Annotated in this window: 11 protein-coding genes; 6 read left to right on the forward strand and 5 right to left on the reverse strand. The window is 60.9% G+C overall.

Features of this window, described 5'->3' with window-relative positions; all coding sequences use genetic code 11:
* Window positions 1-173: 173 nt before the first annotated feature.
* Window positions 174-1,040, reverse strand: coding sequence for a DUF72 domain-containing protein (locus ACYQ12_RS01115; protein WP_459874445.1), 867 nt, complete (start codon window positions 1,038-1,040; stop codon window positions 174-176).
* Window positions 1,041-1,263: 223 nt separating this feature from the next.
* Between ACYQ12_RS01115 and ACYQ12_RS01120 the strand changes: the two genes are divergently transcribed.
* Complete coding sequence (locus ACYQ12_RS01120; protein ID WP_459866454.1) at window positions 1,264-1,938, forward strand: DUF6198 family protein; 675 nt, start codon at window positions 1,264-1,266, stop codon at window positions 1,936-1,938.
* 179 nt (window positions 1,939-2,117) lie between these two features.
* The gene (mltA, locus tag ACYQ12_RS01125) at window positions 2,118-3,215 is read left to right on the forward strand and encodes a murein transglycosylase A (protein ID WP_459866457.1); all 1,098 of its coding nucleotides are present in this window, start codon (window positions 2,118-2,120) and stop codon (window positions 3,213-3,215) included.
* A gap of 161 nt (window positions 3,216-3,376) precedes the next feature.
* Here the strand turns inward: mltA and ACYQ12_RS01130 are convergent, their stop codons facing one another.
* Window positions 3,377-4,399: a hypothetical protein gene (locus ACYQ12_RS01130; protein WP_459866460.1), complete on the reverse strand. Its 1,023-nt coding sequence runs from the start codon at window positions 4,397-4,399 to the stop codon at window positions 3,377-3,379.
* An 862-nt stretch (window positions 4,400-5,261) separates the two neighbouring features.
* On the opposite strand from ACYQ12_RS01130, the gene ACYQ12_RS01135 reads away from it, so the two are divergent.
* Genes ACYQ12_RS01135 through ACYQ12_RS01145 form a run of 3 tightly spaced genes read left to right on the forward strand, consistent with a single transcriptional unit; the run spans window position 5,262 to window position 7,903 of the window.
* The gene (locus ACYQ12_RS01135; protein ID WP_459866463.1) at window positions 5,262-6,086 is read left to right on the forward strand and encodes a heme/hemin ABC transporter substrate-binding protein; all 825 of its coding nucleotides are present in this window, start codon (window positions 5,262-5,264) and stop codon (window positions 6,084-6,086) included.
* Window positions 6,083-7,126: a FecCD family ABC transporter permease gene (locus ACYQ12_RS01140; protein WP_459866466.1), complete on the forward strand. Its 1,044-nt coding sequence runs from the start codon at window positions 6,083-6,085 to the stop codon at window positions 7,124-7,126. Before ACYQ12_RS01135 ends, ACYQ12_RS01140 begins: the two co-directional genes overlap by 4 nt.
* Before the next feature lie 9 nt (window positions 7,127-7,135).
* Window positions 7,136-7,903: an ATP-binding cassette domain-containing protein gene (locus tag ACYQ12_RS01145; protein ID WP_459866469.1), complete on the forward strand. Its 768-nt coding sequence runs from the start codon at window positions 7,136-7,138 to the stop codon at window positions 7,901-7,903.
* A gap of 167 nt (window positions 7,904-8,070) precedes the next feature.
* Here ACYQ12_RS01145 and ACYQ12_RS01150 read toward each other — a convergent pair whose 3' ends face one another.
* Together ACYQ12_RS01150 and ACYQ12_RS01155 are read right to left on the reverse strand one after the other, a co-directional pair.
* A complete protein-coding gene (locus tag ACYQ12_RS01150; protein ID WP_459866472.1) occupies window positions 8,071-10,284 on the reverse strand; it encodes a TonB-dependent hemoglobin/transferrin/lactoferrin family receptor in 2,214 nt (737 codons plus the stop codon).
* A gap of 413 nt (window positions 10,285-10,697) precedes the next feature.
* Window positions 10,698-11,120: a helix-turn-helix domain-containing protein gene (locus tag ACYQ12_RS01155; RefSeq protein ID WP_459866475.1), complete on the reverse strand. Its 423-nt coding sequence runs from the start codon at window positions 11,118-11,120 to the stop codon at window positions 10,698-10,700.
* Between the two features lie 80 nt (window positions 11,121-11,200).
* Between ACYQ12_RS01155 and ACYQ12_RS01160 the strand changes: the two genes are divergently transcribed.
* Window positions 11,201-11,689: a DUF2938 domain-containing protein gene (locus ACYQ12_RS01160; RefSeq protein ID WP_459866478.1), complete on the forward strand. Its 489-nt coding sequence runs from the start codon at window positions 11,201-11,203 to the stop codon at window positions 11,687-11,689.
* 194 nt (window positions 11,690-11,883) lie between these two features.
* Here ACYQ12_RS01160 and ACYQ12_RS01165 read toward each other — a convergent pair whose 3' ends face one another.
* On the reverse strand, window positions 11,884-12,804 hold the full coding sequence (locus ACYQ12_RS01165; protein WP_459866481.1) for a DMT family transporter: 921 nt from the start codon (window positions 12,802-12,804) through the stop codon (window positions 11,884-11,886).
* Window positions 12,805-13,034: the final 230 nt, after the last annotated feature.

A 13,034-nucleotide genomic window follows, 5' to 3' on the forward strand; every position in this document is an offset into this window, starting at 1 on the left:
AAGCCAAGACAACAACATGAATCGGTGCCGGTAAACACCCCCGAAAGCGAGAATAGCACTCCCTTCCGATAGCCTCTGTCGCACTGGGCGACAGAAAGCCACCAAAACTATCTGAAACTCCCCGGCAAGGCCAGCCGAACGCCAGCTGATCCTGGACATGTTCCACGGCGCAGTCAGAACAGCGAGGCCTGATGCTCTCCGGCAAATTCGCCTATTTTCTGCAGTACATCGCAGCGCTCGGCAACGCGATTGTATAGCCGCCGGGCCAATATCGGCGCCTCGCGATTGTCGGGTGTATGCACAAATAGAAAAGGGGTTTTCCCCTGTTTTATCCACAAGACGAGACGTTCGATCCAGGGGGTGAAAAGCGTCTCGTTGATGTCGCGATCGAAATGCCCGATGAAGCGCACCACCGGACGATTTGCCGTGGAAATCACGTGTAGCGGACGTTTCGGCTTTTCCGCCTGGGCCTTGGCAAGGCGCAGGTCGTCGGTGGCAGAGGTGGCGAAAAGCGGCCTGACATCGAGCATGACTCGATCCACGCCACAAGTTATCAACAGGCGGTTGAGTTGCTGCTCCGCCTCCCCTTTGTGGAAAAATTCACTGTCACGCACCTCCACGCTACATGGCAGCTGACGCGGCCAGCGCTCCAGCACCGCCGCCAGACGAGGCAGTTCGCGATGACCGAAATCCCTAGGCAACTGGATCATCAACGGACCAAGCCGATCATGTAGAGGCGCAAGGCGCGCGAGGAAGTCGTCCAACTCCGACTCGACATCTTGCAGGCGCCGCTCATGTGTCAGCCGGGCCGGAAGCTTGAAGCAGAAACGGAATCCCGGTGGTGCCTGCCTCGCCCAGGCCTGGACCACCTCGTGCCTCGGCGCTCCGCTGTAGAAGGTGGTGTTGCCTTCCACGGCACTGAAGCACTTGGCATATTCCTCCAGAGCTTCCTCGTTTGCCGCATGCGGCGGATACAGGCTGCCGCGCCATTCCGGGTTGGCCCACATGGGCAGCCCCAGATAGAGTCGGGGTGGTGTCATGTCCTGCATCGCGCCCTCCTGTCCGCCCAAATCCTGCATCCTACTCCCCGTCGTGCCTATCCCGCGCTATGCTTGCGCCGCACGAGCCGCCTCAAGGTATGCTTTTTGCAATCAATGCACCAAGTCCTTGGCGGGACTCGCCGTCGGCGGGCCAAAAGCCCACCGATAGCCGCCGAATACCCTCGGCATCGTTTTCTGCTTCCTTACCCCGGGAGACATCGCAATGAATATCGCATGGCGTCAATGGCTGACGCTGCTCGAAGGCTGCCTGCTGGTTGCCCTCGGCGTGCGCCTGCTGCAATCCTCCGAGTTGCTGGTCAGCGGCACGGCCGGTCTCAGCCTGTTGCTCAGCGACTTGGGCCCACTGAGCTTCGGCCTGACCTTCTTCCTCATCAACCTGCCCTTCTACGGGTTGGCCTTAAGCCAGCTGGGCCGAGATTTCACCCTGCGCACGCTATGCTGCGTCACGCTGCTTTCGGTACTCAGCGACGTGCTGACCATCGCGCTGCCGCTGGGCAATACCAGCGCACCGGTATGTGCAGTCGCCGCGGGGCTGCTTATCGGCCTGGGCCTCGCCCTGCTGTTTCGTGCCAACGCCTCGCTGGGCGGGCTCAATATCCTCGCCCTGTATCTCGAACGTCGGGCCGGCTGGCATGCCGGACGGACCACCCTGTTCTGCGACCTGCTCTTGCTGACGCTAGCCTTCTCCATCTATCCCCTGTCGCAGGTGGCAGGCTCGGCCCTGGCCTTCGTGACCCTGAGCATCGTGCTGGGACGCTATCACCGCAACAGCACTGTCAGCCGTCAGGCGGAGGAGCGGGTGCCGCGCCACAAAGGCGCATTGTCGCCCCATCGCGCTTCAGCAACGCGCATCCGCAACTGGAACGTGGAAGGGTAACGACAAATTCCCCCTCGTCTCCCTGCAGTCATATCGCCACGCTTCGCCTATAATCGGCGAAGCCGACGCCGAGGCGTCCTGGAGCGCCATCCGGGCGACCCCGCTGTCGTCGATTCAGGGACTCGAACATCGAGGTGTGTCACGTGCTTTTCTCCTTCGTCAAGCGAGGCGTCAGTGGTATGGGTCAACCGCCGCATCGCTTGTGTCTGCTGGCCTGGCTGGTGCTGGCATGTCTGATCAGTGCCTGTAGCAGTCGTCCGCTGGCTCCCGTCAGCTCCGTCGAGCGGGGCGTGACGCATCAGATGCAGCGCATGGCCTGGCAGGACCTGCCCGGCTGGTCCCAGGACAATGCCATTCCCGCCTGGAGCGCCTTTCTGGCCAGTTGCACGCGGCTCGAGCGCAAGGCGCAGTGGGCCGAAGCATGCGCCGATGCCCGTCGCATCGACCCCCTCGACAATCGCGCCATTCAGCGCTTCTTCGAAGAGCGCTACGACCCTTATCTGCTGGCCAACGAGGATGGCTCCACCGTCGGTCTCATCACCGGTTATTACGAGCCGATCCTGCGCGGCTCCCGGAAGCGTCACGGTCCCTACCAGATACCGCTCTACCGGTTTCCCGCGGCCTGGCAGGCCCACCCCGACCGCAAGCGCGCCTCGCGTGCCGAACTGTTACGCATCGGCGCCCTGCGCGATCAGGAACTGGTCTGGGTGGATGACCCGATCGAGGCCGCCTTTCTGCAGATTCAGGGCTCCGGGCGCATCGAGCTCGCCGAAGGCGGTGTGATGCGCGTGGGGTTTGCCGGCACCAACCAGCAACCGTTTCGTTCGTTCAGCCGCTGGTTGATCGACCGCGGCGACATCACCCCGGCCCAGGCAACCCTGCCCGGCATCCGCCGCTGGGCGAAGCTCAATCCTGGACGCGTGGAAGAACTGCTTAACGTCAATCCGCGCATGGTCTTCTTCCGCGAGCTCGAGGCCGGTGAAAGCGATCCCCATCAGGGGCCGATCGGCGCGCTCGGTGTACCGTTGACCTCGGAACGCAGCATCGCCGTGGACCCCGCACGCATTCCCCTCGGCGCTCCCGTCTTTCTGGCGACCACCCGACCGCTCTCCAACGAGCCGCTACAACGCCTTATGGTTGCCCAGGATACCGGCAGCGCCATCAAGGGAACGGTACGCGCCGACTTCTACTGGGGACATGGGGACTCGGCGGGCGAGATCGCCGGGCGCATGAAACAGCAAGGCCGGATGTGGGTGCTGATGCCCAAGGCACGCTAGTTTCAGCCCGGGGAATCGCTCAGCATTGGTATGTGTGCCATTTATTCATCCATCGCTGTCGACAGCATGGGCCGGCGAAGGCTGGCGGTGCCGCAGGCCGCCGGAACCCGACGAGCGGGTTCCGGCGGCTGCCAGACATCAAGGCAGCATGGGAGGGCCGATCAGGCCGGATCGGCGATCTGGATGTTGTTGGGACCGTTCAGATCATGCAGACCAACGATCTCGACTGCAAAATCGCGATCGTCCAGTTCTCCCTGCACATCTCCATTGTCCGCAAAGACGAAGGTGTTGCCTCCTGATTCGAAAACGTAATACGTCGACGGATCATCGTTGGCGTTGGATTCACGCAGCGCCACCTCGTAGCCCTGATCGATCGTTGCATATTCGCAGCCACACGACATGCGGATCTGGGTCAGTACATCGCCGTTATCGAGTTGTATGCCGCCCGACACGAGGGTGTCGTCATCGTCGAATCCATCGATAAGCGCCGTATCGCCGTAGGTGGAGTCGACCTCGACATTCTGGGCCCCACCGGTCAATGTCACATTATCGCCCCGCTCCACGCTCACCGTACCGCTACAGACTTCGGTGGTGTCCTCATTGCCGATATAGCGCCCGTGACTCGAGACCACATCCTCGACGGTGATGGTGGCGGTTGCCGGTGTAGAGTCGACACTACCGTCATCGTCCTGAGCAGCGTAGTGGAACGTCACCTTGCCATCGAAATCGAGTTCGGGGACAAACCGTAGCGTGGCGGTATTGTCGGTAGCGCTGATCGTGTCTCCCGCTTCGAGCACGGTATCGCCGTTATACAGCGTGCCATGCGCCGGCAGGTCGTTGAGTGTGAACTGCACGATCTGCCCATCCTTGTCGTTACCGCTCAGGGTGATGGGAATCCCCGCGCTATCTTCCTTGCCTTGCGCGCAAACATTGTCGGTTTCCGGTGCGATATTCTTCGGCTCTGGAGTGCAGCCCTTGCCATGATGGCTATCGTGATGCCAGCCCCATTTTTTATCGTCATGGCCCCAGAAGCTCCCCTTCTTGTCGAAGCTTCCCCTCTTGTCGAAATAGTTACCGATCCCGCCCTTATGGCCATCATGACCCCAGAAGATATCCTTCTTATGGCCATGGCCATCGAAGCCGCTCTTGTGGTGGCTGAAATCCCCGAAAGCAAACTTGTCCAATATGCTGGACACGCCATTGAGAGCATGCCCTTTAGTTCCTATCACCGAAGATAAGACATTGAAAAACATATCGTAGACCTCTCAGTTATGCGTTATTTGATTTATAATCAGCTAATATAAAGAAGACGGCTAACCCGTAGCCTGATCAAGACATGGTTTATCACCGGCGGGTTATGACTTGCTTTTTACCGTCGACTTACGCTGGTGCCGCCATGAGCCGTGCTGTCTGACGCAACGTTGGCAGACCGTTGGATAAAACAGCACTTATCGCGACGCATTTCGGCCCCAGCAGCATATACGTTAAGTTAGTTTTTGTTTCGTTATTTAGACATTAATATTACTTTAAAGGTACTTTTTTTAGAGCCAATTAATACTAAAAAAACAAAACAGCTTGTCTTTTTAGTTAGCCATATTTATTTTATTTAATCTCCCCAGAAAATGGAAACGTTGTCCCGCCGACTAAGGTGGCGATCCGTGTACCAGCGACGACGCCAACGTGCAGCGCTTGGTGATGGTGGGTACCGGGATTGGCCCCATTCCCGGCCTGGTGGCAGCCGCTCACCTTGCGGCGCGTATCCGCCAGGCCACGAGCTGTTGCATGGTTTCGAGAAACGAGCGTCACCGGCCGGTCAGGTCTCATGGTGTATGCACGATCCTTTCCCGATTGCGCACCGCGCTGGCAAAGGGAATTGACGAGCGAGGCAGTTGTTTTTTCTTTAAAGATAATTATTATTATTTGCATTAACTCATCGACGCTGAGCCTCCGATGCCTTCGTACCTTGCCAATCGATCGTGTCCTTACCGAAACGCTGTCTTCGCTTCGCAGCCTACGCTCTCTCTGTTGTGGGTCATTCGGTGGACGATGAGCCTGGTGATCATGCTATCGATGTGCATCGCATCGGCCGCACCGGCCCAGGAAGCGCCACGCACGGTGGTGATCGGCGGCGATATCGGCGAGATCCTGGCGGCGTTGGATGCGGCCGACTCGCTGGTAGGGCGTGATGACACGGTGCTTTATCCACCTGAGCTAACAGCTCTGCCCAGTATCGGCTATCTGCGTCGACTGACCGCCGAAAGTGTCCTCTCGTTGCGCCCACAGCGGCTGATCGTTAGCGCCGATGCGGGGCCGGAAGAGGTTCTGGAGCAATTGCGTGCCAGTGGCGTCTCCATGGTTACCATACCCGCAGAGAAGCGCCTCGATGCCATCCCGGACAAGGTACGCAAGGTGGCTGCCGCAGTGGGCGCCGATGAACGCGGAGACGCCCTTGCCGAGTCGTTGAGCGCACAGATCGACGCCCTGCGAGAATTGCCGCCACTGGATCTTCGCGGCATGTTTCTGCTCAGCCATTCCGGCATGACGCCCATGGTGGCGGGTCAGGACACCGGCGGCGGAGGAATCATGCAGGCGGTGGGTATCGAAAATGCCTTTGCCTCGCTCAACGGGTATCGCCCTGTCGGCTCGGAAGGACTGGTGTCGCATCAGCCCCAAGTCATCATCGCCACGACCCTCGGTGTGCAGGCGCTGGGTGGCGAAGAGGGCGTCTGGGCGCTGCCGGGGATGGCGCTGACGCCAGCCGGTCGCAACCAACGTCTGCTGATCTTCGATGACCTGGCGCTGCTGGGCTTCGGTCCGCGTACGCCCGACACCTTGTTGAAGCTCAGGCGGGCATTGGAAACGCTGCAGTGAGCGAGTCGGCCATCTTGACCGAGCCGGGCGAGTCGCCTGACGGTGCCACCCGCCACCGACGTCGTGTGCTGTGGGGCTTCTCCCTGCTGCTGTTGGTGGCACTCGGCGTGGCGGCGTTCAGTGGCTCGGTCGGGCTATCGCCACGCTTGCTGCTTGGCGAACTGCCATCGTCGCTGGATGGTTACGTGTGGTGGCAGCTCCGCCTGCCCCGGTTACTTGCCGCCGTGCTGATTGGCGCCATTCTTGCGGCAAGCGGTACAGCGATGCAGGGACTGTTCCGCAATCCTCTCGCTGATCCCACCTTGCTGGGGATTGCCAGTGGTGCAGGGTTGGCGGTGGCAGTATGGATCGTGCTGCTCGGTGGTACAGGCGGCGCCTGGGGTTTGTACGGACAGTTCGTGGCGGGCTTTCTCGGCGCGCTGGGAATTACCGTACTGGTCTTTGCCCTGGGGCGGCGGGCTCAAGGGGGAGGTACGCTGACGGCACTTCTGCTTACCGGGCTGGTGCTCAACACGCTGGCGAGCGCCGCCGGTGGCTTGTTGGCGTTCATCGCCAATGACGAACAGCTGCGCCAACTCAGCCTGTGGGGCATGGGAACGCTGGCGCATTCGCTATGGCCGGGCGTGATCGCCGCTTTATTGGTCATTCCGCCGACGTTGATCCTGCTGCTGCGCAGCTCGCATGGACTGGACCTCCTGCAGCTGGGCGAATTCACGGCCTTCGGGGCCGGGCTGGATACGGCTCGCCTGCGCCGCAGCGTGATTGTTGCCACGGCGCTCGGCGTCGGCTTGAGCGTCGCGCTGGCCGGTATCATCGGATTTCTCGGCCTTTTGGTCCCTCACACGCTGCGCCTGTGGCTGGGGCCGGGGCATCGATTGTTGATGCCGGCTTCGATGCTGGGCGGCGCACTGCTGCTGGTGATTACCGACACCTTGGCTCGGACCTTGGCGAGTCCCGCCGAGATTCCGGTAGGTTTGCTGACGAGCCTGGTCGGCGGTACTTACTTCCTGTGGCTGCTGCTACGCCGTCAGATTCACTGAGGAGCTGGCATGCTGCGATTGAACGGAGCGGGGCTGATTTCGACGCCTGCGCTGATGCCGATCAGCGATTGCATCGTTCCTGGAGAGTTGCTGGCTATCGTCGGGCCCAACGGGGCCGGCAAGAGTACGCTCCTGGCGATGTTGGCCGGCTTGCGCCAGGCCGAGCTGGGGAGTGTCGAATTGGACGGACGCTCACTCGACGAATGGCGACCAAACGACCTGGCGGCCCGGCGAGCTATTGTCGCTCAACAGGAACTGCCAAGCTTTGCCTGGAAAGTCCGTGATCTGGTGGCACTCGGCGGTGAACCTTCTCCGCGCCGTCTGGCCGGCACCCTCGAAGCGATGCAGTTGACACCATTGGCCGCGCGCGAGGTCACGCACCTTTCGGGAGGCGAGGCGCAGCGCGTCATGATTGCCCGTGCCCTGTGCCAGCTGGCCGCACGCCGCGAGGACAGCGAGCGGCCACGATCCGGGGGCATGCTGCTGCTCGATGAACCCACCAGCGCACTCGATATCGGCCATCAGCAGCGCTTGATGCGACTGTTGCTGCATTGCGCGCATCAGGACGAGCTGGCCATCGTCTGTGTCCTGCATGATCTCAATCTGGCGGCCCGCTATGCCGATCGCGTCTGGCTGTTGCAGGGGGGAGAGCGCGCCGCGCATGGTCGTGCTGAGGAAGTCTTGACGGCAGAAACGATCACCCAGGTATTCGGTGCCGAACTCACCACGCTGCGTTTTCCCGACGGTCGTGGCCAGGCGCTGTTGCTCGACCGTTAACTGTACCGCTTCGACAGCGTGTGGCCTCGACGGGATATCCTAGAGTGGCCCACCGATGACCTCGGGCAGGTCAGGCTGCCGGCCTTCTCCGCGATGCCCCTACGCTCAAGACAAGGGAACGGCACGCAGCAAAGGCTGGTGCCGTTCCTTTCGTACTGGCTGGAGGCCTAGAAGACGTACTCGGCGCTCACGCCAAAGTTGCGTCCTGGCTGCGTATAACGCTCGATTCCCGCATAGCTCGTCGAGACGCCTCTGACGTCATCCCATACCCAGTATTGCTTGTCCAGCACGTTGAATACACCGCCACGCAGTGTCAGGTGGCCTCCTATGCTCACGTGTCCAGTCAGGTCATAGAGCTGGTAGGCGGCGGGCGCATAGTTGTCATCCGCGTCGTGGTCGCTGACATGGTTGACGAACGTTCCCACGAGTTCGCTGCCCCATCGATGATCGGGAGCCTCATAGCCGAAGGCAACAACGGCCTGGATGGGTGGGATGGATTCTATCGCATCGCCATCCTCCAGATTCTTGCCCTCGATATAGGCTGCCGCTGTGCGGGCATACCAGCCTTCATTGGTGCCGATGGCCTGGTGCAGGTCCAGTTGGCCCTTGAATTCGGCGCCTCGGATGATAGCGCGGTCGATGTTTTCGGTGGTGTACTCCCCACGAGGATAGTTCGCGGGGTCGATGCTCACCGAGACCGAACTCTCGATGAAATCACGGTAGTCGGTGTAGAAGCCCGTGAGTTCGGCGCTGCCGAGAGCGCCTTGCCGACGCAGCCCGAGTTCCACGAAACGACTGTGCTCATCGTCGAGATCGGGGTTGGCGACGATGCGATAGCCTCTGCCTGCGTTGTAGTCGTAGTAAAGCTCTTCATAGGACGGCGCCCGGAAGCCGAGGCCGGTTTTTCCGAACAGCTCGGTGTTCGAGGTGATGTTCCAGGTCCCGCCGAGCTGGCCGGTCAGTGCCTGACCCTCGGCGCCGTCGTAGGATTGAGAGGTCAGGTTGTCGTTATCGAGGTCGTACTCGTAATGGTCGAATCGCACGGCTGGGGTCAGGCTGCCGCGCTTGTCCGCCAGCGATAGCCGATCTTGCAGATAGAGTCCGACACGTGTCGCGGTGCCCGGTGGCGAAAAGCGCGATTTGTCCACCATGTCGGCATCCAGATTGTAGTCTTCGCTGAGGCTCTCGTAGTCATCACGTTTGAGAGTCATTCCATAAGCCAGTTGCTGTGGAACACCTGCATCGATCCGCTTGCTGAAGTCCGTCTTGAGCTGCCAGGTGGTTTGGTCGTAGTCACGATCGACCAAGCGATGGTAGCCGTTGTAGACCATCGAGCTGTCGTTGACCGTCTCGGTGCGTTGCCAGTCGATCTGCCAGTGGAAAGCGTCGAACAATGACGTCTGGTGGTCGGCATCCTGATAGATACCCAACCTAGAGCGCGTCAGCGTGTCGTCGGCGTAATAGTCGCTGTATCGGGAGTCTTCCAACGAATAAAGGTGGAGGTCAGACGTCGCTCGATACTTTTGTGCCACCATCCCGACCCGTCCATTGTCGTTGAGCTTCTGGAGTTTCAGCAGAACATCGTAGTTGTCCACCTCGCCGGGATCGGGCGTGGTGCGCTCATCGCCGCTGGTTCGGTCGTTTTCACCACTGCCGTTGTAGTTCTCGGTCGCATCGCCATTGCGGTTGGTGGCGACCAGCAAGGACTCATAATCGCCGCGTCGTGCGGCCAGCGTGACGTTCTCGAAGACGCCATCGCTGTCGCTGCGATAGCCTCCCTGAACGCTTGCATAGGTGTCGTCGCCGCTTGGGTCGAGAAAGTCTTGCGGCGAGTGCAACTGCAAGGAAACCGAACTGAAGCCCGACCCTCGTTGGGCGTTGCCGCCCTTGACCACCGATACGCTGGAAAGTGACGAGACATCGGCGCTCAGTCGCCCGGTATCGAGATAGCTCGAGGTCGGGCCATAACTCTCGGCCATCTCGACGCCATCGAGCTGAACCGATATCCGGTTTTCGTCGAGCCCGCGAACATTGAAACCGGCGAGGCCGAAACGCCCCTTGTCGGTCGTCAATATGCTGGGATCGTAACGAAAGAGATCGTCAGCCGAATAAGCCACCGTATTGTCTAGGCGTTGGGCATCGATCACGGTGACCGAGCCTTCTTCCCTGGCGGTCTTTTCGGTCGCCGAGATCGGCCGCTCAGCTGTCACCCGAACGCGAGGTAAATCGACCGTTGTGCCCTCGTTAACGCTTTTTCCAGCGATGGAGAGCGCTGAGGTAGTGTCAGCCTGCGCTGCGGAGAAGGCGACAAGCGAGGCGAAGGTCAAGGGGAAGATAGCGTAGCCGGAACGGCTGGCAGGGTGCGGTATGTAGAGTTTCATTTCTCTTCACTGAGCGGTAATGGTTTTACCTATCATAAGTTAATGATAACAATTTGCAATAGCACCGAGTTGTCAATAAGGAGGCGATACAAAATTTGCTGCCCTGGGGCGACGGAGGCATCGTGATTGCCATGCTCCCCTCAGTACTGGTCTCGCATGGCCTGTCGGCGTGGTCGGGCTTCGCCACGTTCGGTATCTGCAGTCGTGGTGTACTGTTTTAGCCATGGGCTTGCAGACTGTCGCTCAGGCGTCGGTCCAACGGGTCTGGTCACTCTTCCGTTGACCTATGGGCTGATCGCGTGAGGCATGCTGCTGAATACCTTGGCCGAAGCAGTGCCTGTTATGGCTTCGTGTACCTAGGTGGGCTGAGCGATGTCACGGCCCTGGCCGGCGGTGTTCATCGAGGGAGCCGGCTAACGCAGGGCATCGCCGCGCCGGCGGGGACGGCGCGCGACATCGGCCATGGCCAGGCCCATCAGGCGCCGGAAGGTGGGGCATTCCAGATGGCTGGGCGCCGAGCACTCCGCCGCGTGGCGCAGGCCATCGCGCATGGCGGTCAACTCGCGGATGGTGCGGTCCAACTGGTCGGCCTTGTCGCCAAGCGCCTGGCGATCGATCCGCGGCTGGCCCGGGTCGCCCAGCATGGGCGCGATCTCCTCCAGCGAGAACCCGGCCGAGCGGCCCAGGGCGATCAGCGCCAGCCGCTCCAGTACCCGAGGGCTGAACTGACGACGCAGGCCGCGCCGCCCCACGGAATGAATCAACCCTTTTTCCTCGTAGAAGCGCAGCGTCGATGCCGGCAGCCCGGCCTGTTTCGCCACTTCGGAAATATCCATCACCCGACCTTTACTTAAAGTGAACTTGAAGTCGTAGGCTAGCACAGCACCTTCCCATTCCATCCCTAGCGGAGAGAACCATGGAAACCCTGCTGCCTACTCTGATCATCGGCATTGGCGCCACCGCGGTGATGGACGCCTGGAACCTGGCGCGCCAGGCCCTGCTCGGCCTGCCCGCTCCAGATTTCGGCCTGGTGGGGCGCTGGCTCGGGCATATGTTCCGGGGTCGCTTCCGCCATGAACGCATCGCCACGGCGCCACCGATCCCCGGAGAACAAGCGTTGGGCTGGACCGCCCATTACCTGATCGGCATCGCCTTCGCCGGCCTGCTGGTGTGGCTGGGCGGCCCGGTCTGGCTCGATCGGCCCACCCCGGGACTGGCGTTGGCCGTGGGGGTCGCCACCGTGGCGGCGCCCTTTCTGATCATGCAACCGGGCATGGGCGCCGGCCTCGCCGCCCGCCGAACGCCGCGCCCCTGGCTGGCGCGCCGGCAAAGCCTGCTCAACCACGCCGTGTTCGGGCTGGGCCTGTACGGCGCCGCCTGGCTCGCGACGATGCTGTCCGGCTAACGCCAGACGGGCGGGGACTGGCGATGCTGGCGGACCATGGGCTCGCTGATCTCCGCGGCGGCGCGGGTACTGGCAACCGTCCGCTTCGGGTCGGTTTAGCCAAGCCGCTTTGGTTTTTTATCGTCCAGTGCCTACCGTCATTGGCTGTGCTGCTGGGCCTAACGAAAGCAGGGATCCAACAGACAGGGGATGACTCAACCGGTTTTTGCGCCGACGTTCGGACTATAAATCATCCCTTCAACGCGAGGCCAACTGGCCCACAGCGATGCGGACACGATCAGCACTCCCCCCACCCAAGCGAACGCGCTCAATTGCTCACTCAGCCACAGCGCGGCGAACAGTGCGCCGAAAAGCGGCTCCGACCCCATGAGCAGGGACGCGCGTGTCGGTGTCGTCCGCTTGACCGCGTAGTTCTGGGCGAAGAATGCGAATAAGGTCCCAAACAACACCAGGTACACAGTCGCCACCCAAAACGGTGCGTCAAAAGGCAGTGGGGGAATGTTCCCTGGAGCTAAGACAAACACGGCCAGGCTCCCGATACCGACCACCCCAGACTGAACCGCAGTCAGGGCTAGCGCGGAGACATCGGTGTGCTGGGTCAGCTTTTTGGTCAGACACACCATGCACGCACGGCAAAGCGCTGCTGCAATCATCAGACAATCGCCCAGATTCATTTCGATGTGTCCGGCTTGGGTCAGTAACAGTGCCCCCGATAGTGACACGGCTGCTGCGATGAGCGCGCTTCCCGGCGGCCGGTGTTTAAACACCCACCATTCCACCAGAGGAGTAAAGACAACGCACAAGCTGATCAAAAAAGCCGCATTCGAGGCGGTGGTGATCGCCACTCCGTACGTCTCGCACAAAAAAATGGTGAGGAGCACCAGACCTAACGGGATTCCAGGCAAAACGGCTTTCAATGGCTGTGCTCTTAACGCCGGCAGCAACAGCAAAAACGTAAGCAGAAACCGCACCGCGAGAAAGCCCAGCACCGGGTAGGAAAGAAGCGCGCCTTTCGCCACGCCGTAGCTGGTCCCCCACACGATCGCAACGGCGAGCAACATGAGATCGGCGTGCCGGGCAGCCACGGCCTCCGCAAAGCGATTCAAGTTAGCCATGGGACGCCGTCCGTGCAAAGGCGATAACCAGTGCATCCCGATACCCGGGCCGCTCGGTGCAGACAACCGTGGGCCGTCACCTGCTCCTCTGAGATCCATTTGCAAATGCTTTGGGGTGCGACGAACTGTTCCAGGTTGTCCAGGCATCCATGACGTAGGTAGCTGCTATCCACGCCTCCACTAAAAAGCGTCAGAACGTGTTCACACCGGCCCGCCAGAAACTCGATATC

The organism is Halomonas shantousis (assembly GCF_054654615.1).